We start from the raw sequence: 19170 nt of genomic DNA on the forward strand, positions 1-19170 counted from the left end.
GACCATCTCGACACCGTGCCGATGATCTCACTGCGTGAGGTCAACAAACATTTCGGAACCCTGCATGTCCTCAGGGACATCAACCTCGACGTCTCGCGTGGGCAGGTGATCGTCGTGCTCGGCCCGTCCGGGTCCGGCAAGTCGACGCTGTGCCGCACCATCAACCGCCTCGAGACCATCGACTCGGGCAGCATCACGATCGACGGGCAGGCCCTGCCCGCCGAGGGCCGCAGGCTGGCCCAGCTACGGTCGGACGTGGGCATGGTGTTCCAGTCCTTCAATCTGTTCGCCCACAAGACCATCGTCGAGAATGTGATGCTCGCGCCGGTGAAGGTGCGCCGGACCCCCAAGGCGCAGGCCCGCACCGAGGCCATGGCGCTCTTGGAGCGCGTCGGGGTGGCCAACCAGGCCGACAAGTATCCGGCCCAGTTGTCCGGCGGGCAGCAGCAGCGGGTGGCGATCGCGCGGTCGCTGGCGATGAAGCCCAAGGTCATGCTGTTCGACGAGCCCACCAGTGCGCTGGATCCCGAGATGATCAACGAGGTGCTGGCGGTCATGACAGCGCTGGCCGAGGAGGGCATGACGATGCTCGTGGTCACCCACGAGATGGGGTTCGCGCGCCGGGCCGCCGACCGTGTGGTGTTCATGTCCGACGGCGCGATCGTCGAGGATGCCCCACCCGAAGAGTTCTTCTCCAACCCGAAGACCGATCGCGCCAAGGATTTCCTCGGCAAGATCCTCAACCACTGACGGTGAAAGGAAACCCTATGTCCACCATGCGATTCCGTGTGGCGGCCGCCATTGCGCTGGCCGCCGCCCTCCCCCTGGCGCTGACAGCGTGCGGTGGTGGCGGCGACGAGAACAAGATCGTCATCGGGACGAAGTTCGACCAGCCAGGACTGGGGTTCAAGAACCCGGACGGGACCGTCAGCGGTTTCGACGTCGACGTGGCCACCTACGTCGCGGGCGAACTCGGGTACACGCCCGAACAGATCGAGTGGAAGGAGTCGCCGTCGCCGCAGCGCGAGACGATGATCCAGAACGATCAGGTGGACTACATCGTCGCGACGTACTCGATCACCGACGCCCGCAAGGAGAAGGTCTCCTTCGCCGGCCCGTACCTGCTGACGGGGCAGAGCCTGATGGTGCGTGCCGACAACACCGACATCACGGGCAAGGAATCGCTGCAGAACAACAAGAAGCTGTGCTCGGTGTCGGGTTCCACTCCGGCACAGAAGATCAAGGCCGAGTTCCCGGGTGTGCAGCTGCAGCAGTATGACACGTACTCGGCATGTGTGGACGCGCTCAAGAACGGCGGCATCGACGCCGTCACCACCGACCAGGTGATCCTGGCCGGCTATGTGGCGCAGGCGCCGGACAAGCTCAAGCTCGTGGGCGAACCGTTCTCCGAGGAGCGCTACGGCATCGGCCTGAAGAAGGACGACACCGAACTGCAGAACAAGATCAACGACGCCCTGGAGAAGATGGCCGCCGACGGCGCGTGGAAGGCCGCGTTCGAGAAGAACCTCGGCCCGGCCGGCCTGACCGCCCCCACGCCGCCCGCCATCGACCGGTCCTGATCGATCCGCTGACCCCGAGTACACGAGGAATTCCGACGCCGCGATGGAGATTTTCACCGAGTACCGCGATGCGATCTTCGCGGCGTTCTGGATGACCATCAAGCTCACCGTGTACTCGGGCGTCGGCGCGCTGGTGCTCGGCACGGCGCTGGCCGCGATGCGGCTGGCGCCCGTGCCGGTGCTCAACTGGATCGGCACCGCCTACGTCAACATCATCCGCAACACCCCGCTGACGCTCATCATCGTGTTCTGTTCACTGGGGCTCGGTCAGACGCTGCGGATCACGCTGGTCGATCCGAATTCGACCACCTCCATCGCCGACAGCAACTTTCGGCTCGCGGTGCTCGGATTGGCGGTCTACACAGCGTCCTTCGTCTGCGAGACGGTCCGGTCGGGGGTCAACACGGTCCCGCTCGGGCAGGCCGAGGCCGCGCGTTCGCTGGGCCTCACCTTCACCCAGAACCTGCGATTCATCCTGATGCCGCAGGCATTCCGCGCGGTCATCATTCCGCTGGGATCGGTGCTGATCGCCCTGACGAAGAACACCACGATCGCCTCGGCCATCGGCGTCGCCGAGGCGGCGCTGCTGATGAAGGAGTTGACCGAGAACACCGCGGCCCTGCTGACCGTGGGCACGATCTTCGCCGCCGGCTTCGTGCTGCTGACTCTGCCGATGGGTCTGCTGTTCGGCTGGCTGGGCCGGCGCTTGGCGGTGCAACGCTGATGTCGGGCGCCTCAGTCCTCTTCGACGCACCCGGGCCGCGCGCCCGGGCCCGCAACCGCATCGCCACCGTCGTCACGGTCATCGTGCTCGTGGCCGTGGCCGGCGCCGTGCTGTGGCAGTTCGCCGAGAAGGATCAGCTCACCGCGGCCAAGTGGTCACCGTTCCTGACCGCCAACCTGTGGAAGACCTACCTTCTGCCGGGCCTGCAGGGCACCCTGATCGCGGCCGCGCTCTCGATCGTGGCCGCGCTGGTGCTCGGCTTCCTGCTCGGCATCGGGCGACTGTCGCCCCACGCCGTGGTGCGCTGGCCCGCCGCGGTGCTCGTCGAGTTCTTCCGCGCCGTGCCCGTGCTGATCATGATGATCTTCAGCTTCGCGATCTTCGGCGCGTACGACCTCGTGCCGTCGAAGTACCAGGCGCTGGCCGGTGTGGTCACGGGCCTGACCCTCTACAACGGCGCGGTGATCGCCGAGATCATCCGTGCCGGTGTGCAGTCGCTGCCCAGTGGTCAGGCCGAGGCCGCCTCGGCGCTCGGCATGCGCTGGGGCCAGACCATGTGGTCGGTGCAGTTGCCGCAGGCGGTCACCGCGATGCTGCCGGTGCTGATCTCCCAGATGGTCGTGGTGCTCAAGGACACCGCGATCGGCTACCAGATCCTGTATCTGGAGGTCGTGCGCCAGGCCACCAATGTGGCTGGCGCCTATGGCAACTACATCCCGGCCCTGATCGTCGTGGCGGTGGTGTTGATCGCCATCAACTTCGGCCTCTCGGCGTTTGCGACGTGGCTGGAACGTCGCCTACGCAGATCGCGGCGCACCCCCGAACCCGTGCAGCCGCACGCGTTGGAACCGGGCGACTGAACGCCTAGATCAGCGCGGCCGCCCGCTCAAGGTGCTCGGTGTCCGGCGGCTGATAGAACGACAGCACCACGTGCTGGCAGCCCGCCGCCTCGTAGTCCGGCAGCGTGGCCAGCTCCTTGTCGACCTGCGCGGGGTCCTGGGGATGCAGGAACAGCTGCACCGAACGGCGGATCTCCGAAGGATCGCGACCGACCTCGGCGCATGCGGCGTCGAGACGCGCGCTGGTCGCGGCCCATTCGTCGGCGCCCTGAGAGGGCATGTTCCACTCGTCGGCGTGGCGGGCGACGACCCGCAGCATCCTGGGCCTGCCGCCGCCGATCACGATCGGCGGGTGTGGCCGCTGCAGCGGTTTCGGGTTCGCCAGCGCGTCGTCGACCGTGAAGAACTCCCCGGCGTGGCTGAATCTGTCGTTCGCCCACAACCCGCGGATCACGGTCAGAGCCTCGTCGAGCATCGCCACCCGCTGCCCGGGACTGGGAAACGCCAGCCCGTAACCCGCGTGCTCGTTTTCGTGCCACCCCGCACCGATACCGAATTCCAGCCTGCCGCCGGAGATGTGGTCGACCGTCACCGCCATCTTGGCGAGCACAGCGGGGTTCCGGAATGTCACCGAACTGACCAGGCAGCCGACCCGGGCGCGCTGCGTCACCGCCGCCATGGCCGCCAGGGACGTCCAGCCCTCGTACGTCGACTGCTCCGGATCGATGAGTCCGTAGAAGTGGTCGTAGTTCCAGATGCCGTGGAATCCCAGATCGTCGGCGCTGCGCCAGAACTGTTCGAGAACCGGATAGTCGAACACGGGCGCAAGTTTTGCGGAGACCAGCATGTCCGCAACCTACCCCTCGTCAGCACCCTGCACCCGCCAACGCTCCGGCGATCCTCAGACCCGGCGACGCTCGCGTTCTGCCGCCAACTCGACGTTGACGACGTCGAATGCGAGGCCCTGGCTGTAGCCGCGGCGGGCCAGCATGCCCACCAGCCGGCGCATGACCTTGGTGTCGTCGTCCTCGGCCAGGCGCTCGCGGCGCAGCTTGGCTCGCACCAGTTCCTCGGCCCGCTGCCGCTCCGCGCCGGCGTCGATGTCCGCCAGCGCCTCATCGATGACGTCGTCGTCGACGCCCTTGGTCCGCAACTCGGCGGCCAAGGCGCGCTTACCCTTTCCGGCGTTGACCCGCCGCGAGCGCACCCACTGTTCGGCGAAGTCCGCGTCATCGACCAGGCCCACGTCGGTCAACCGGTCGAGCACCGCGGCGCTGACGTCGTCGGGATAGCCCCGCTTGGCCAGCTGCCCCTGGAGTTCGGCTCGGGTGCGGGCCCGCACCGTGAGCAGACGCAGGCACAGTGCCCGCGCCTGCTCCGCGCGCTTGGCCGGATCAGAAGTCGACTGGGGCTGGCAGGACGTCATCGGCCAGATCGTCGGTCATCACGGCGCCGATGCCGAGCTTCTCCTTGATCTTCTTCTCGATCTCGTCGGCCGTCTCGGGGTTGGACAGCAGGAAGTTGCGGGCGTTCTCCTTGCCCTGCCCCAACTGCTCGCCCTCGTAGGTGAACCACGACCCGGACTTGCGGATGAAGCCCTGCTCGACACCCATGTCGATCAGTGAGCCCTCCTTGGAGATGCCCTTGCCGTAGAGGATGTCGAACTCAGCCTGCTTGAACGGCGGCGACACCTTGTTCTTGACGACCTTGACCCGGGTGCGGTTACCCACCGCGTCGGTGCCGTCCTTGAGCGTCTCGATCCGCCGCACGTCCATGCGGACCGAGGCATAGAACTTCAAAGCCTTACCGCCCGTGGTGGTCTCGGGCGAACCGAACATCACGCCGATCTTCTCGCGGAGCTGGTTGATGAAGATCGCGGTGGTGCCGGAGTTGTTCAGCGCACCCGTCATCTTGCGCAGCGCCTGGCTCATCAACCGGGCCTGCAGACCGACGTGGCTGTCACCCATCTCGCCCTCGATCTCGGCGCGGGGCACCAGGGCGGCCACCGAGTCGATGACCAGGATGTCCAGCGCCCCCGACCGGATCAGCATGTCGGCGATCTCCAGCGCCTGCTCACCGGTGTCGGGCTGCGACACCAGCAGGGCGTCGGTGTCCACACCGAGCTTCTTGGCGTATTCGGGGTCCAGCGCGTGCTCGGCGTCGATGAAGGCCGCGATACCGCCGGCGGCCTGGGCATTGGCCACGGCATGCAGGGCCACGGTGGTCTTACCCGAGGATTCCGGGCCGTAGATCTCGATGACGCGGCCACGCGGCAGGCCGCCGATGCCCAGTGCGACATCCAGGGCGATGGATCCGGTGGGGATGACCGAGATCGGCTGCCGCGCCTCCTCACCGAGGCGCATCACCGAGCCTTTGCCGAAACTCTTCTCGATCTGGGCCATCGCCAGTTCGAGGGCCTTCTCGCGATCGGGGGCCTGCTGCGCCATGGTGGTACCTCTCCGGTAGTCGTGGTTGACCGGTTCTCGGTCGGTTGGCCGTGACGCTAGATCAGGGCACCGACAAGTCGTGGAGTCGTCGATCGAACTTCCACCAGATTAACGAACAGGTGTTCGAAAGCAAGTAGGCGCGCCGGGCGTGTCAGGCGCGTCCGGACAGCGCGTCCAGGACGTCGGCCAGCACCTCGGGCCGGGACAGGAAGGGTGAGTGCCCGCCGGGAAGTTCCACCACGTCGGCACCCAATCGCTCCGCCGCCACCCGCCGTGACCAGTCCGGATCCAGAATCCGGTCGTCCGTGCACACGATGTAGGTCGACGGCACCGCCGGCAACGGAGCCGTCCAGACCTCACGTACCACGCCGAAGCCCTGCGGCCGCAGCCGCGCCAGCGCGGCCGCCACGGCGTCGTCGGGGCAGTCGGCGTACAACAACTCCCGCGCCAACGCGGTGTCGCTCCATCGCGAACACCCGTCCGCGCTGCTCAGGCCGCCCCGATAGCGTGGATTCAGCATGCCCTCGTCGCGTTCCTGATCGGCCTGACTGCGGCCCGGGTCGGGCATCATCGCAGCCAGGTACACCAGGTGTCCCACCGGTCGACGCGCGGCGACCAGGGGCAGCACATGACCGCCCAGTGAGTGCCCGACGACGACGACCGAGTCCCCGTCGACATCATCGTCCAGCGCCGCGGTGACCACATCCGCGTAATCGGACAGGGTGGCCGCGGGATCGTCACAGGGCAGGTCCACCGCGATGGCCCGATGTCCGCGCCGGTGCAGTTCGGGAATCAGGAGCTCCCAGCACCAGGCCCCATGCCAGGCGCCGTGGACCAGGGCGAAGGTGCTCACCGCGCCGATACTCTCACCATTGGTCGCGCGGGACGTCGAAATCGGCGCACAGCGCGCGCCACACCTCACGCGGTTCCACGCCGGCCTCGATCGCCTGGGCCGCGGTCTGGCCGCCCAGGCCGGTCAGCACGTGATCGACCACCAGCGACGCTCCCCGCACGGCGCCGAACTGCTGCTCGACGAGTTCACGGAATTCGGTCAGTCGCACACCGACAACCTACCCAAGTGCGTCTTGGCACACCCGTACCGGATCGGCCACCGTCGCGATCGACGCCGCCGCCGAGCGCGCGGCCTCGGCATGGCTGCGCGAGGCAAGCACCTTGGCCGCCGCGGTGGCCAACGCCGGTCCCGACAACGGCCGAATCAACTCGCCGCTGCCCTGCCGCACAACGCGATTGGCCATCTCCCATTGGTCACCGCCGCCGGGCACCACGACCATCGGCACCCCGGCGAGCAGGGTCTTCGACACGATGCCGTGCCCTCCCCCGCAGATCATCAGATCCGCATGGCGAAGCAGTTCGTCCTGCCGGCCCAACCCGACGACAGCCCACGCCGGAGGATTCAGATCCGCACCGCCCAGCCGAGACACCACCACCCGCGCCCTCGGCGGCAGCGCCTCCCCCGGCACCAGCGACTCGATCGCGAGCTCGGCCAATCCCGCCGCGCCGGTGGTCGCCGTCGACGGCGCCACCACCACCAGAGGCCCGTCCCCGGGCGGCGGCGTCAGGACATCGGAGGTCGGCTCGAAGTGCAGCGGGCCCACCACCACGGCCTCGTCGGGCCAGTCGGGGCGGGGCACCTCCAGCGCGGGCAGCGTTGCGATCAGGCGGCGCAGCGGACCCGGATCGTCGGCGGGCAGGCCGATGCCGACGCGGGCCGCCGAACGCTGCGCCATCCCCTGCTTGAGTGAACGCGCCGTGAGCCTGCGCATGAGGCTGTCCCGCAGTCGTCCACGCAGCCCGGTTCCCGGCGCCAGCCCGCTGCCCACGGGCGGAAGTCCCTTGGACGGCAGGTAGAGCGGATGGGGGTTGAGTTCGACCCACGGCAAGCCGAGCAGCTCGGCGGCCATCCCGCCGCACGCGGTGATGACGTCGGAGACGATCAGATCGGGCGCGAGTTCGCCGATCACCGGAGCGTTGAGCACCGCCATCCGGGCTGCTCGCCGGTGAATCTTCTCCCCCGCGTCCGCGTCGTCGTCCTCGTCGGTGGGGTCGAGGCCCAGGAGTTCTTCGGCCTGCAGACCGGCGGCGCGGGCGGTGTCGAGCCATTCGACCCCGGTCAACAGGGTCGGCTCGGCTCCCGCGGCCCGGAATCGCTGACACAGGGCGATGGCGGGGAACGAATGCCCCGGATCGGGGCCGGCAACCACGGCGAGACGCATCGCCACAGACTGCCACAGCGGTTTAGGCTGACCGCATGACGGAGCAGAGCATCGAACTCAGCACTGACACTGATGTCGCAGTCGTGGAGAAGTTCCTCTTCGCGCTGCGCGACAAGGACCTCGACACCGCGGGCAGCCTGCTCGACGACGACGTGATCTACCAGAACGTGGGCTTCCCGACCATTCGCGGGCGCGCCCGCACCATGAAGGTCTTCAAGGGCATGGAACGCGACAGCTTCGGGTTCGACGTCAAGTTCCACCGCAGCGTGGCCGAGGGCGGTTCGGTGCTCAACGAGCGCACCGACGCGCTCTCAGTCGGCCGCGTCCGGATGCAGTTCTGGGTGTGCGGGGTGTTCGAGGTGCGTGACGGCCGAATCACGCTGTGGCGCGACTACTTCGACCTGTTCGCCATCGCCAAGGGCGTGGTGCGCGGACTGCTGGGAGCCGTGCTGCCCGCACTGCGCCCGCACTTCTGAGGCGTCAGGCGCGGCGCAGTTGACCCAGCTCGTCGAAGGCCTGCGCCCAGCCGAGCAGCTTGTCGGTCGCGGCGGTCAATTCACCGCGGTAGTCGCGCCGGGACTGCGGCCACTGGGCGGCGGCGTCCTGGCCGCCGCTGGCCGACGACACCAGTTGCGCTGCGGCGGTGACCATCTCGTTGTACTGCCGCACACCGTTGCCCAACTGTGAGGTGTAGGCGTTGATGGTCGGCACGAGGTACTGACGCGACGAGGCGTTGGTGGTGACCGCGCGTTCCATCGACACCACCTCGGACGCGGTCGCCGCCATCGCGGTCGCGGTCTGGTTCGCCGCGGCCGTGAGGTCGGCGATCTCGTCGGCGGGCAGCAGGCGATTGCGCTCCATCACGCCGAGCAGTGAGAACAGCCCACGCTCGGAGGCGCCGAGGGCGTACATCGCCGGCCGGGCCGCCGAACCATGCGGGGGCAGGCGACGCGTGGCCGCCGGCCGCTGCGCCGGAAGCGGCGTCGCGCGCAGCCAGCGGTAGCGCAGGAACGCCAGTGTCATCGGGAAGGCCGCACCCGCCGCGATCAGGCCCGTGATCAGCAGCGCCCACACCGGCGTGTTCCAGGTCGCCAGCAGGGCGGTGACCAACGCGAAGAACGCGGTGCCGAACCCGAAGAGCAGGCCGATCCGCAACGCCCACTTGCGTTTACGCAGCAGCCGAGCCCGTGGGTCTGCGGCCACGCTCAGCTTGTGGGCGACGACGTCAGCGGCTTCGCTGACACCGTCAAGCCCACGCTGCAGAACCGCGCTCCACTGCTTGGCGAAGGGCTTGGCTGCCATCGAGACGTCTCCTGGTCTATTGACTGAGCGGCTTTTCGGCGCTGGGCTCCACCGACGGCGCCGCCGGGGTGGCGTCCGCGGACCCAGCGGTCAGCGAGTCACCCCGCATCGAGGCGCGGATCTGCTCCAACCGCGAGTGCCCGGCCATCTGCACACTGGCCTGCTGAACCTCCATCATGCGGCCCTGCACCGAGTTCTGCGCCAGTTCGGCCTCGCCCATCGCGTTGGCGTACCGGCGCTCGATCTTGTCGCGCACCTCGTCGAGGCTGGGCGTGTTGCCCGGCGCCGCGATCTCGGTCATCGACCGCAGCGAGGCGCTGACCTGTTCCTGCATCTTGGCCTGCTCGAGCTGGGACAGCAGCTTGGTGCGCTCGGCGATCTTCTGCTGCAGCACCATCGCGTTCTGCTCGACGGCCTTCTTGGCCTGCCCCGCGGCCTGCAGCGCCTGGTCGTGCAGGGACTTGAGGTCTTCGACGCTCTGCTCAGCGGTCACCAGTTGGGCCGCGAACGCCTCGGCGGCGTTGTTGTACTCGGTGGCCTTGGCGGCGTCGCCGGCGGCGACCGCCTGATCGGCCAGCGTGATCGCCTGGCGCACATTGGCCTGGAGCTTCTCGATGTCGGCCAGCTGCCGGTTCAGGCGCATCTCGAGTTGGCGCTGGTTACCGATCACCTGCGCGGCCTGCTGCGACAACGCCTGGTGCTGCCGCTGGGCCTCCTCGATGGCCTGCTGAATCTGCACCTTGGGATCGGCGTGCTCATCGATCTTCGAGTTGAACAGCGCCATCAGGTAGCGCCACGCCTTAACGAACGGATTGGCCATGAGTACATGCCGCCTAACGTTGTCGGTGTCTGCCGGACTCACCCTGCGTTGACCAATTTATCGGGTCAGCGCAGTTCACCACACTCTCGGACCCAAATCGGGCCAAGGACACGGCTCAGGCGACCGCCATGGAGACGACCGGTGGGATCACGACCTTGGTGCCGGCGTCGATCCGCGTGGGCCCAGCCGTCGACATCGCGGACCGCTCATGGCGCGCCATGTGCTCGCCGGCGTCCGACAGCACCTCGGACAACGGCACGTCCAGCGCCGTGCAGATCGCGTTGAGCAGCTCGCTGGAGGCCTCTTTCCGGCCGCGTTCGACCTCGGACAGGTAGCCGAGGCTGACCCGCGCCGAGTCGGAGACCTCACGCAGGGTGCGTCCCTGGGAGGTGCGGGCCCGACGCAGCACATCGCCGACCACCTCGCGCAGCAGAAGCGTCATCGTGTCTCCTTCAGCTTTTGGGGAGCGGACCTCGCCATGGACCGGCCATGGGTGGACCTTGTGATGACAACGCCGGAGGCGTTCAGTTTGGTTCCCGGGGAACCGTTCGAAAATCTCGCATCGCAGACAGCAGGTAGTCGATGCCGGTGACGATCGTCAGCACGATCGCGGCCCACATCACCACCCAGGCCGTGGTCAGCCACACCGACGGCCAGGCGTGCAGCGGCAGAATGAACAGACCGATGGCGACGGCCTGGACCAGGGTCTTGAGCTTGCCGCCGCGACTGGCCGGGATGACCCCGCGGCGCAGAACGGCGAACCGCAGGACCGTGATGCCCACCTCGCGACAGAGCACGACCACCGTGACCCACCAGGGCAGATCCCCCAGCATGGACAGCCCGATCAGCGCCGAGCCGATCAGCAGTTTGTCGGCGATCGGGTCGGCCAGCTTGCCGAATTCGGTGACGATGTCGTACTTGCGGGCGATCTGCCCGTCCAGCCGATCTGTGATCACGGCCACGGCAAAGATCACGAATGCCACGATCCGGCTGCCGAACTCATGGCCGTCACCGACGAAGAGGACCAACAGGAACACCGGAACGAGGACCAGCCTGAACGCGGTGAGCAGGTTCGCAACGTTGGCGATCGAGGGGCCCGGGGCCGCAGGCTGAGTCTCTGGTTGCCCCGTCACCGCCACAGAATATCCGGTGGCGTCCTCGCGATCGGCAACCGATACTGTCCACCCGTGAGCGACCCCCAGACCATCTCACCGATTGTGCGCCGTGCCCGGACCTCCGATGTGCCCGCCATCAAGCGTCTCGTCGACACCTACGCGGGCAAGATCCTGCTTGAGAAGAACCTGGTCACGCTCTACGAATCGGTTCAGGAGTTCTGGGTCGCCGAACTCGACGGCGAGGTGGTCGGGTGCGGTGCGCTGCACGTGATGTGGTCGGATCTCGGCGAGGTCCGCACCGTCGCGGTCGACCCCAGGGTCAAGGGGCGCGGGGCCGGACACGCCGTGGTCCAGAAGCTGCTCGAGGTGGCCCGCGAACTGCAGCTGCAGCGCCTGTTCGTGCTCACCTTCGAGACTGAGTTCTTCGGCCGGCACGGATTCCGGGAGATCGAGGGCACACCCGTGACGGCCGAGGTGTACGAGGAGATGTGCCGGTCCTATGACATCGGCGTGGCGGAGTTTCTGGACCTGAGCTACGTCAAACCCAACATCCTGGGCAACACGCGGATGCTGCTGATCCTGTAGACCGCGCTCCGCGAGCGACCGGTGTGGTCGCTCGCGGGCTGCGAACCAGGGTCAGAACGGCGCGTCGTCGTCGTCGGCGTCGTCCCCGTTGGCGTCGGACCCGCCGCGGATCAGGGCCAGCGTGCCCGCCAGCTCGTCCGGCTTGACCAGCACCTCGCGCGCCTTCGAGCCCTCCGACGGACCGACGATCCCACGGGTCTCCATGAGATCCATCAGGCGGCCGGCCTTGGCGAAACCGACCCGCAGCTTGCGCTGCAGCATCGAGGTCGAGCCGAACTGCGAGGACACCACCAGTTCGACGGCCTGCAGCAGAACGTCCATGTCGTCGCCGATGTCGGGGTCGACATCCTTGCGCTCGCCGGCCTTGACCGCCGTGACGCCCTCGGTGTACTCGGGCTCGGCCTGTTCCTTGGTGGCGCTGACGACGGCGTGGATCTCCTCGTCGGTGATGAACGCGCCCTGCAGACGAATCGGCTTGTTGGCGCCCATCGGCAGAAACAGCCCGTCGCCCATACCGATCAGCTTCTCGGCACCGGGCTGGTCCAGGATCACGCGGCTGTCGGTCAGCGAGGACGTCGCGAACGCCAACCGGGACGGCACGTTGGTCTTGATCAGGCCCGTGACGACGTCCACCGACGGGCGCTGCGTGGCCAGCACCAGGTGGATGCCGGCGGCACGCGCCTTCTGGGTGATCCGGACGATGGCCTCTTCGACGTCGCGGGGTGCGGTCATCATCAGGTCGGCGAGCTCGTCGACGATGGCCAGGATGTACGGGTACGGCTTGTACACCCGCTGGCTGCCCAGCGGCGCGGAGATCTCACCCGACCGCACCTTTTCGTTGAACACGTCGATGTGCCGCACCCGCGAGGCCTGCATGTCCTGATAGCGCTGTTCCATCTCCTCGACCAGCCAGGCCAACGCGGCGGCGGCCTTCTTGGGTTCGGTGATGATCGGCGTGATCAGGTGCGGAATGCCTTCGTAGGGCGTGAGTTCCACCATCTTCGGGTCGATCAGGATCATCCTGACCTCCTCCGGGGTGGCGCGCGCCAGCAGCGACACCAGCATGGAGTTGACGAAGCTGGACTTACCCGAACCCGTCGAACCGGCGACCAGCAGGTGCGGCATCTTGGCGAGGTTGGCCGAGATGAAGTCGCCCTCGATGTCCTTGCCCAGCCCGATCACCAACGGGTGATGGTCACGACGCGTGGACGGTGCGGTGAGCACGTCGGCCAGGCGCACCATCTCGCGGTCGGTGTTGGGCACCTCGATGCCCACGGCGGACTTGCCGGGGATCGGCGCGAGCATGCGGACGCTCTCGGTGGCCACCGCATAGGCGATGTTGCGGTGCAGCGCGGTGATCTTCTCGACCTTCACACCGGGCCCGAGCTCCACCTCGTAGCGCGTGACCGTCGGTCCGCGCGTGCATCCGGTCACGGCCGCGTCGACCTTGAACTGCTGCAGCACCGAGGTGATCGCGTTCTCCATCGCCTCGTTGGCGGCACTTCGCAGCTTGGGCGGATCCCCCGCGACCAGCAGGTCGAGTGACGGCAGCGTGTAGGGGCCCTCGACGACGCGGTCGAGGGTCCTGTCGAGCACCTTGGTGTCCTTGAGCTCCCGCGTGTCGGCATCCTCCTTGGGCGCCTTGCGCTTTCGCGGACGGGGTGCCACAACCGGTTCGGGGACGGTCGGTGCGTCGGTGAGCGCCGCCTCGTCCAGCGGATAGTTCTCCTGCGGTGTCCCACCGGGCCACGACTGCGGTTCGTCACCCGCATAGGCCACCGGGTCGTCGTAGTAGCCGTCGGAGAAGTCCTGAACATCGTCGTCGGCGGACTCGTCGTACTCGTCGTAGTCGTCGTACTCGTCGTCGTAGCGGTCGTCCTCGTAGCGGCCCAGCTTCGTGCTGAACATGTGGTGCAGCGTCGCGGGCACGTCACGGATTGTGGTGCCGGTCAACAGCAGAATCCCGAACACCGCCCCCATGAACAGCAGCGGCGCCGCGATCCAGGGCGTCAGACCCTCCGACAGCGGGCCCCCGATGGCGAACCCGACGAAGCCCGCCGCCTCCTGGCGGGCACCCGGCGCCGCAGGCGAACCCGCCCACAGATGCCACAGGCCCAACACCGGCAGCCCGATCATCGCGGCGCCCAGGATCAGGCGGGGCCGCACCTCGGGGTTCGGCGCGGTACGCATCAGCACGACGGCGATGCCGCCGATGAGCAGCGGCAGCACCACCACCGCCGACCCGACCAGGGTCCGCAGTGCGCCGTCGATCCAGGCACCGACGGGGCCCGCGGCCTCGAACCACGAACTGGCGGCGATCACGACCGCGACCCCGAGCAGCGCCAACGCGATGCCGTCGCGCCGGTGTCCGGGATCGATGTCGCGGGCCCGGCCGACCGAGCGCGCGGTGCTGCCCGCGCCGCGCGCCAGCATCAGCCATGTCGCGCGCGAGGCGCGCCCGACGGCGACCCCCGCAGCCGCCACCGGAGAAGGCTGATTCCTCGGCCGGCGGGCCGGAGCCTTCTTTCGGGGCGGCGCGGGCCGCTTGGGTTTGGGGCCCGACTTCGAGCTGGTCCGCGACGTGGCGCCTGACCTGCTCGTTTTGGCGCCGGATCGGGCGACGGTCTTACTAGCCATGCGGGCCAGCCTAATCGCATAGACACCATCTGCACCATCCGCCACACTGGTCACGCGACCCCGCCGAGACCTGTTCGTTATCTGCGTCCCACTAGGGTGAAGGGCGTCACACGTCGGTTCCATCGAGGAGCAGCACCACATGCCAGTAGTCGTCGTTGCCACCATGACCGCCAAGCCCGAATCCATCGACACGGTGCGGGCCGCCTGCACCGCGGCGATCGAGGAGGTGCACTCCGAGCCCGGGTGCCAGCTCTACTCCCTGCACGAGGCCAACGGCACGTTCGTGTTCATCGAGCAGTGGGCCGACGAGGAGGCCCTCAAGACCCACAGCACCGCCCCCGCGATCGGCAAGCTGTTCGGCGCCGTCGGTGAGCACCTCGACGGCGCTCCCGACATCAAGATGCTGGCCCCGGTGGTGGCCGGCGATCCGGCCAAGGGCCAACTGCGGCCCTGAGATGAGCGGACCAGGAGACGCCCTCAAGGGCACGGTCGCCTTCATCACGGGCGCCGCGCGCGGGCAGGGGCGTGCCCACGCGGTCAAACTGGCGTCCGAGGGGGCCGACATCATCGCTGTCGACCTGTGCGCTCAGATCGACTCGGTCCCCTACCCGCTGGCCACTCCCGACGACCTGGCGGCCACCGTCAAGCTCGTCGAGGAGACCGGCGCCCGCATCGTCGCGGTCGAGGCCGACGTCCGGGACCGCGACGCGCTGAAGTCAGCGCTGCGCACGGGCACCGCCGAACTGGGCGACCGCCTCGACATCGTGGTCGCCAACGCCGGTATCGCGCCGATGGCCGGCGAGGACGCGTGGCAGGACGTCATCGACGTCAACCTGACCGGCGTCTACAACACGGTGGACGTCGCGATGAAGCCGATGATCAAGTTCGGCAACGGCGGGTCCATCGTGCTGACCAGTTCGGTCGCCGGCCTGGTGGGCCTGGGCTCGCCGATCGCCGGATCAGTCGGCTACGCCGCGGCCAAGCACGGCATCGTCGGACTGATGCGGGTCTACGCGAACTTCCTTGCGCCATACAGCATCCGAGTGAATTCCGTGCATCCCGCCGGGGTGAACACACCGATGATCGACAACGACTTCACCCGGTCCTGGCTCGAAGGCATGGCACAGGAGTCGCAGGGCGGCCCCGACATGGGCAACGCGCTGCCCGTGCATACGCTGGAACCCGAGGACATCGCCAACGCGGTGTTCTGGCTCGTGGCCGACACCGGACGCTATGTCACGGGCGTCGCGCTTCCGGTCGACGCTGGATACGTCAACAAGCGATAGCAGAACGCCATGGCCCGCAACGCCGCCGCCCAGACCGCCCTCGGGCCCATGGTGCTCGCCGCCGTCGAACACAACGAACCAGCCCAGCACCGCCTCGTCGACGACGACCTGGCGGCCGCCTTCCTGCCCGCGGCGCTGCGAGCGCTGGTCACCGCGACGCGGTGGTCGCCGCTGCGCAGCGCGTTCGTGAAGTCCTCCGAGCGCTCCGGCCCGGGCCTGTGGGCCAGCATCGCGTGCCGCAAGAGGCTGATCGACGAGCGCCTCAGCGACCCCCTGCACGAGTTCGACACCGTGGTGATCCTGGGGGCGGGCCTGGACACCAGGGCCTACCGGATCGCGCGACACAGCGGCATGCCCGTCTTCGAGGTGGACCAGCCGATCAACGTCGAGCGCAAGGCCGCCGTGGTGACCCGTGCGCTGGGGCAGGTGCCCGATTCGGTGCGTCTGGTGCCGGCGGACTTCGAGCGGGACGACCTGCTGGAGACGCTGCGCACACACGGCTACGACCCCGCGCTTCGCACGTTCTTCGTCTGGGAGGGCGTGACGCAGTACCTGTCACCGCAGGCGGTCCGGGCGACCCTCGACGGGCTGCGGGGCGCCGCCCGGGGCAGCCAGCTGATCTTCACCTACATCCGACAGGATTTCATCGACGGCACCAACCGCTACGGCGCCGAGGCCGTCCATCGGAGGTTCTGTGGCGACAAACCGTTGTGGCACAGCGGTTTCGACCCCGAGCGACTGCACGAGCAGCTCGCCGAGCACGGCTGGACACTCGTCGAGCAGGCAGGCCCGAGCTATTTCCGGGACACCTACATCCGTCCCGCGGGCCGGACACTGGCCGCCTCCGCGATCGAGTGGACGGCACACGCGACACTCGCCTAGTGGCCGTCAGAAGTTGTTCGAACGCCCAAACTTTTTCAACCGATAGCCCAAACTTGTTGTCATAGCGGCCTTTTCGACACACGCGAGTTGCACCTCCCCCGAGGTGAAGGTAGCCTTGCCGAAGCGAAGGGGAGTAGCCCCCAATTCGGTGAATCGACACACTGGCCGCAGCGTTTCCGCGGCCCGGTCGCCGGAACCGGAGTCGATCCGGTGGGCGAGACCTTCGGCCGTAGAACCGTATCGGTTGCCGGCCGGAGGCATTCTGTGTCCCCCCTGGCAGCCACGAAGGAGTCGACGTGGTGTTGTCTGCGCTGCTGCTGAGTTTCGCCGTCATCTTCATCGCCGAACTGGGCGACAAGACCCAGTTGGTGGCGATGATGTTCGCGCTGCGTTACCGCTGGTGGGTGGTGCTGTCGGCGATCACCGCGGCCACAGTCGCGGTCCACCTGCTCTCCGTGGCGATCGGCCATTACCTCGGCGCGGCCCTGCCGACACACCTGCTGGGCCTGCTCGCCGGAATCATGTTCATCTTCTTCGGCATGTGGACACTGCGCGGCGACAGCCTCAGCGATGAGGAGGCCAGTCGGGCGCAGAAGGCGACGGCGCCGGCGTTCTTCGTGGTCACCTCGGCGTTCGTGCTGGCTGAGCTGGGCGACAAGACCATGCTCGCCACGGTCACCCTGGCCGCCGACCGGAACTGGTTGGCGGTGTGGATCGGGTCCACTCTGGGCATGGTCGCCGCCGACGCACTGGCCATCCTCGTCGGCGCGGTGGCGGGCAGACACCTGCCCGAACGCCTCATCCAGATCGTCGCCAGCGCGCTGTTCCTGCTGTTCGGCGCCTACATGGTGCTGGAGAACGTCTTCTCGGCGTGGCCCGTGGTCGCGGTCGGGGCGGGCGCGGTGGCGGTGCTGGCGATCGTCGCCGGCGCGTTGTGGGCGCTGCCGGAGCGGCTTCGCCCGGCGGTGCTGCGTGCGCCCGCCGAACCCGAGGAGTTCGACGCCGACGAGTCGGCGGCGACGCAGCGCGGCTGAGCCCGCCTCAGATCTCGAGGACGGTGGGGACGATCATCGGTTGACGCCGGTAGGTCTCCCCCACCCACTTGCCGACGGCACGACGCACGGCCTGCGCGATGCGCACCGGATCGGTCACGCTCTCGGCGGCCAGGTTCTCCAGTTCGGCCTCGACCTTGAGCGCGGCGGGTTCCAGCGCCTTGGGGTCCTCGGAGAAGCCCCGTGAATGCAGATGCACGGGAGCCGCGGGCTTGCCCGTGCCGCGGTGCAACACCACGGTCACCGCGACGAATCCCGACGACAGGATCAGCCGCTCCCCCAGCGTCGCATCGCCGACGTCCCCGGTGATCAGCCCATCGACGAACATCTTGCCCACGGGCACCGCACCGGCGATCGAGGCCACACCGCTGACCAGGTCCACGCTCACGCCGTTCTCGGCCAGCACGATGTTCTCCTCCGGCACGCCCGTGCTGACGGCGAGCTTGGCGTTGGCCCGCAGATGGCGCCAGGTGCCGTGCACGGGCATCACGTTGCGGGGCCGCACCCCGTTGTAGAGGAACAGCAGTTCACCGGCGTACGCGTGCCCCGAGACGTGCACGCGCGCCTGCGCATTGGTGACCACGCGCGCGCCGATCTTGGCCAGCGCGTCGATCACCCCGTAGACGGCCTCCTCGTTGCCGGGGATCAGCGAGGACGACAGGATGATCAGGTCGCCGGCGGTCAGGGTGATGCTGCGGTGCTCACCGCGTGACATCCGCGACAGCGCGGCCATCGGCTCACCCTGGGTCCCCGTGGTGACCAGCACCACGCGATCTGCCGGCAGCATCTCGGCCGCACCGATGTCGATGACGTCGTCGTCGGCGACCGAGAGGAATCCGAGTTCGCGGGCGATGCCCATGTTGCGCACCATCGAGCGCCCGACGAACGACACCTTGCGGCCCAGGGCCACCGCGGCGTCGATGATCTGCTGCACGCGGTCGACGTTCGAGGCGAAGCACGCGACGATGACGCGACCGTCGGCACCTCGGATCAGGCGGTGCAGTGTCGGCCCGATCTCACTCTCCGACGGTCCGACCCCGGGATGCTCGGCATTGGTCGAGTCGCACAGGAACAGGTCCACCCCGGCGTCGCCGAGACGCGACATGCCGGGCAGGTCGGTGGGCCGGCCGTCCAGCGGCAGCTGGTCGAGCTTGATGTCCCCGGTGTGCAGGACCGTGCCCGCGCCGGTGTGCACAGCGATCGCCAGCGCGTCGGGGATCGAGTGGTTGACCGCGAAGTACTGGCATTCGAACACCCCGTGGGTGCTGCGCTGCCCCTCTTTGACCTCGACGAACACCGGCTTGATCCGGTGTTCGCGGCATTTGGCGGCCACCAGTGCCAGGGTGAACTTCGACCCGACGACGGGGATGTCGGGACGCAGTTTGAGCAGGAACGGGATCGCGCCGATGTGATCCTCATGCGCGTGGGTCAGGACCAGGGCTTCGATGTCGTCGAGGCGGTCCTCGATGTGCCGCAGATCGGGCAGGATCAGGTCGACGCCGGGTTCGTCGTGCGTCGGGAAGAGCACGCCGCAGTCGATGACGAGCAGGCGACCGAGGTGCTCGAACACTGTCATGTTCCGGCCGATCTCGCCGATGCCGCCCAGTGCCGTCACCCGCAGTCCGCCCGGAGCCAAGGGCCCCGGCGGTGTGAGGTCGGTGTCCATC

The 19170-nt window shown here is 68.1% G+C and carries 22 protein-coding genes; 10 read left to right on the forward strand and 12 right to left on the reverse strand.

Annotated elements, in window-relative coordinates; genetic code table 11:
* Nucleotides 1-21 precede the first annotated feature (21 nt).
* Genes A5727_RS18720 through A5727_RS18735 form a run of 4 tightly spaced genes read left to right on the forward strand, consistent with a single transcriptional unit; the run spans nucleotide 22 to nucleotide 3164 of the window.
* Complete coding sequence (locus A5727_RS18720) at nucleotides 22-750, forward strand: amino acid ABC transporter ATP-binding protein (protein ID WP_068253111.1); 729 nt, start codon at nucleotides 22-24, stop codon at nucleotides 748-750.
* Nucleotides 751-767: 17 nt separating this feature from the next.
* Nucleotides 768-1580 carry a glutamate ABC transporter substrate-binding protein gene (locus A5727_RS18725; protein WP_068252953.1) on the forward strand — a complete coding sequence of 271 codons (813 nt, stop codon included), beginning with the start codon at nucleotides 768-770 and terminating at the stop codon, nucleotides 1578-1580.
* A 43-nt stretch (nucleotides 1581-1623) separates the two neighbouring features.
* Nucleotides 1624-2304, forward strand: a complete 681-nt coding sequence (locus tag A5727_RS18730; protein WP_068252956.1) for an amino acid ABC transporter permease — start codon at nucleotides 1624-1626, stop codon at nucleotides 2302-2304.
* A complete protein-coding gene (locus A5727_RS18735) occupies nucleotides 2304-3164 on the forward strand; it encodes an amino acid ABC transporter permease (protein ID WP_068252959.1) in 861 nt (286 codons plus the stop codon). Before A5727_RS18730 ends, A5727_RS18735 begins: the two co-directional genes overlap by 1 nt.
* 4 nt (nucleotides 3165-3168) lie before the next feature.
* Here the strand turns inward: A5727_RS18735 and A5727_RS18740 are convergent, their stop codons facing one another.
* The 6 genes from A5727_RS18740 to A5727_RS18765 form a co-directional block, all read right to left on the reverse strand.
* Nucleotides 3169-3990, reverse strand: a complete 822-nt coding sequence (locus A5727_RS18740; RefSeq protein WP_068252962.1) for a TIGR03560 family F420-dependent LLM class oxidoreductase — start codon at nucleotides 3988-3990, stop codon at nucleotides 3169-3171.
* 54 nt (nucleotides 3991-4044) lie between these two features.
* Complete coding sequence (gene recX / locus A5727_RS18745; RefSeq protein WP_068252965.1) at nucleotides 4045-4569, reverse strand: recombination regulator RecX; 525 nt, start codon at nucleotides 4567-4569, stop codon at nucleotides 4045-4047.
* The gene (gene recA / locus A5727_RS18750) at nucleotides 4538-5590 is read right to left on the reverse strand and encodes a recombinase RecA (RefSeq protein ID WP_068252968.1); all 1053 of its coding nucleotides are present in this window, start codon (nucleotides 5588-5590) and stop codon (nucleotides 4538-4540) included. Before recA ends, recX begins: the two co-directional genes overlap by 32 nt.
* 151 nt (nucleotides 5591-5741) lie before the next feature.
* Nucleotides 5742-6443 (reverse strand): alpha/beta fold hydrolase, encoded by a 702-nt coding sequence (locus tag A5727_RS18755; protein WP_068252971.1) that lies wholly within the window; start codon nucleotides 6441-6443, stop codon nucleotides 5742-5744.
* A 13-nt stretch (nucleotides 6444-6456) separates the two neighbouring features.
* A complete protein-coding gene (locus A5727_RS18760; protein WP_068252974.1) occupies nucleotides 6457-6651 on the reverse strand; it encodes a DUF3046 domain-containing protein in 195 nt (64 codons plus the stop codon).
* 9 nt (nucleotides 6652-6660) lie between these two features.
* Nucleotides 6661-7824, reverse strand: a complete 1164-nt coding sequence (locus tag A5727_RS18765; protein ID WP_068253114.1) for a glycosyltransferase — start codon at nucleotides 7822-7824, stop codon at nucleotides 6661-6663.
* Nucleotides 7825-7859: 35 nt separating this feature from the next.
* On the opposite strand from A5727_RS18765, the gene A5727_RS18770 reads away from it, so the two are divergent.
* Entirely contained in the window at nucleotides 7860-8300 is a 441-nt protein-coding gene (locus A5727_RS18770) for a limonene-1,2-epoxide hydrolase family protein (RefSeq protein ID WP_068252977.1), read from the forward strand.
* A 4-nt stretch (nucleotides 8301-8304) separates the two neighbouring features.
* On the opposite strand, the gene pspM is transcribed toward A5727_RS18770, so the two are convergent.
* The 4 genes from pspM to pgsA all read right to left on the reverse strand — a co-directional run bounded on the left by pspM (nucleotide 8305) and on the right by pgsA (nucleotide 11079).
* Nucleotides 8305-9126: a phage shock envelope stress response protein PspM gene (gene pspM / locus A5727_RS18775; protein WP_068252981.1), complete on the reverse strand. Its 822-nt coding sequence runs from the start codon at nucleotides 9124-9126 to the stop codon at nucleotides 8305-8307.
* 16 nt (nucleotides 9127-9142) lie between these two features.
* Complete coding sequence (pspA, locus tag A5727_RS18780; protein WP_068252985.1) at nucleotides 9143-9946, reverse strand: phage shock protein PspA; 804 nt, start codon at nucleotides 9944-9946, stop codon at nucleotides 9143-9145.
* Between the two features lie 115 nt (nucleotides 9947-10061).
* On the reverse strand, nucleotides 10062-10388 hold the full coding sequence (gene clgR / locus A5727_RS18785) for a transcriptional regulator ClgR (RefSeq protein ID WP_068252988.1): 327 nt from the start codon (nucleotides 10386-10388) through the stop codon (nucleotides 10062-10064).
* Between the two features lie 82 nt (nucleotides 10389-10470).
* Entirely contained in the window at nucleotides 10471-11079 is a 609-nt protein-coding gene (gene pgsA / locus A5727_RS18790) for a CDP-diacylglycerol--glycerol-3-phosphate 3-phosphatidyltransferase (protein WP_068253117.1), read from the reverse strand.
* Nucleotides 11080-11133: 54 nt separating this feature from the next.
* On the opposite strand from pgsA, the gene A5727_RS18795 reads away from it, so the two are divergent.
* Complete coding sequence (locus A5727_RS18795; protein ID WP_068252992.1) at nucleotides 11134-11646, forward strand: amino-acid N-acetyltransferase; 513 nt, start codon at nucleotides 11134-11136, stop codon at nucleotides 11644-11646.
* A 51-nt stretch (nucleotides 11647-11697) separates the two neighbouring features.
* Here A5727_RS18795 and A5727_RS18800 read toward each other — a convergent pair whose 3' ends face one another.
* Nucleotides 11698-14406 carry an FtsK/SpoIIIE family DNA translocase gene (locus tag A5727_RS18800; protein WP_502687693.1) on the reverse strand — a complete coding sequence of 903 codons (2709 nt, stop codon included), beginning with the start codon at nucleotides 14404-14406 and terminating at the stop codon, nucleotides 11698-11700.
* A gap of 16 nt (nucleotides 14407-14422) precedes the next feature.
* On the opposite strand from A5727_RS18800, the gene A5727_RS18805 reads away from it, so the two are divergent.
* The 4 genes from A5727_RS18805 (at nucleotide 14423) to A5727_RS18820 (ending at nucleotide 17485) form a co-directional block, all read left to right on the forward strand.
* Nucleotides 14423-14737: a putative quinol monooxygenase gene (locus A5727_RS18805; protein ID WP_068252998.1), complete on the forward strand. Its 315-nt coding sequence runs from the start codon at nucleotides 14423-14425 to the stop codon at nucleotides 14735-14737.
* 1 nt (nucleotide 14738) lies between these two features.
* A complete protein-coding gene (locus A5727_RS18810) occupies nucleotides 14739-15569 on the forward strand; it encodes a mycofactocin-coupled SDR family oxidoreductase (protein WP_068253001.1) in 831 nt (276 codons plus the stop codon).
* Nucleotides 15570-15578: 9 nt separating this feature from the next.
* Nucleotides 15579-16451: an SAM-dependent methyltransferase gene (locus tag A5727_RS18815; RefSeq protein ID WP_068253005.1), complete on the forward strand. Its 873-nt coding sequence runs from the start codon at nucleotides 15579-15581 to the stop codon at nucleotides 16449-16451.
* A gap of 299 nt (nucleotides 16452-16750) precedes the next feature.
* Nucleotides 16751-17485 carry a TMEM165/GDT1 family protein gene (locus A5727_RS18820; RefSeq protein WP_068253120.1) on the forward strand — a complete coding sequence of 245 codons (735 nt, stop codon included), beginning with the start codon at nucleotides 16751-16753 and terminating at the stop codon, nucleotides 17483-17485.
* A 7-nt stretch (nucleotides 17486-17492) separates the two neighbouring features.
* Here A5727_RS18820 and A5727_RS18825 read toward each other — a convergent pair whose 3' ends face one another.
* Nucleotides 17493-19169: a ribonuclease J gene (locus A5727_RS18825; protein ID WP_068253008.1), complete on the reverse strand. Its 1677-nt coding sequence runs from the start codon at nucleotides 19167-19169 to the stop codon at nucleotides 17493-17495.
* Nucleotide 19170: the final 1 nt, after the last annotated feature.

The organism is Mycobacterium sp. ACS4331, assembly GCF_001667265.1.
Lineage (GTDB): Bacteria > Actinomycetota > Actinomycetes > Mycobacteriales > Mycobacteriaceae > Mycobacterium.

Excerpts from the sequence above, each read along its gene's own strand:
- A5727_RS18720 (WP_068253111.1), top strand. The coding sequence starts at position 22 with ATGATCTCACTGCGTGAGGTCAACAAACATTTCGGAACCCTGCATGTC.
- A5727_RS18725 (WP_068252953.1), top strand. The coding sequence starts at position 768 with ATGTCCACCATGCGATTCCGTGTGGCGGCCGCCATTGCGCTGGCCGCC.
- A5727_RS18730 (WP_068252956.1), top strand. The coding sequence starts at position 1,624 with ATGGAGATTTTCACCGAGTACCGCGATGCGATCTTCGCGGCGTTCTGG.
- A5727_RS18735 (WP_068252959.1), top strand. The coding sequence starts at position 2,304 with ATGTCGGGCGCCTCAGTCCTCTTCGACGCACCCGGGCCGCGCGCCCGG.
- A5727_RS18740 (WP_068252962.1), bottom strand. The coding sequence starts at position 3,990 with ATGCTGGTCTCCGCAAAACTTGCGCCCGTGTTCGACTATCCGGTTCTC.
- recX (WP_068252965.1), bottom strand. The coding sequence starts at position 4,569 with ATGACGTCCTGCCAGCCCCAGTCGACTTCTGATCCGGCCAAGCGCGCG.
- recA (WP_068252968.1), bottom strand. The coding sequence starts at position 5,590 with ATGGCGCAGCAGGCCCCCGATCGCGAGAAGGCCCTCGAACTGGCGATG.
- A5727_RS18765 (WP_068253114.1), bottom strand. The coding sequence starts at position 7,824 with ATGCGTCTCGCCGTGGTTGCCGGCCCCGATCCGGGGCATTCGTTCCCC.
- A5727_RS18770 (WP_068252977.1), top strand. The coding sequence starts at position 7,860 with ATGACGGAGCAGAGCATCGAACTCAGCACTGACACTGATGTCGCAGTC.
- pspM (WP_068252981.1), bottom strand. The coding sequence starts at position 9,126 with ATGGCAGCCAAGCCCTTCGCCAAGCAGTGGAGCGCGGTTCTGCAGCGT.
- pspA (WP_068252985.1), bottom strand. The coding sequence starts at position 9,946 with ATGGCCAATCCGTTCGTTAAGGCGTGGCGCTACCTGATGGCGCTGTTC.
- clgR (WP_068252988.1), bottom strand. The coding sequence starts at position 10,388 with ATGACGCTTCTGCTGCGCGAGGTGGTCGGCGATGTGCTGCGTCGGGCC.
- A5727_RS18800 (WP_502687693.1), bottom strand. The coding sequence starts at position 14,406 with ATGGAACCGACGTGTGACGCCCTTCACCCTAGTGGGACGCAGATAACG.
- A5727_RS18805 (WP_068252998.1), top strand. The coding sequence starts at position 14,423 with ATGCCAGTAGTCGTCGTTGCCACCATGACCGCCAAGCCCGAATCCATC.
- A5727_RS18810 (WP_068253001.1), top strand. The coding sequence starts at position 14,739 with ATGAGCGGACCAGGAGACGCCCTCAAGGGCACGGTCGCCTTCATCACG.
- A5727_RS18815 (WP_068253005.1), top strand. The coding sequence starts at position 15,579 with ATGGCCCGCAACGCCGCCGCCCAGACCGCCCTCGGGCCCATGGTGCTC.
- A5727_RS18825 (WP_068253008.1), bottom strand. The coding sequence starts at position 19,169 with ATGGACACCGACCTCACACCGCCGGGGCCCTTGGCTCCGGGCGGACTG.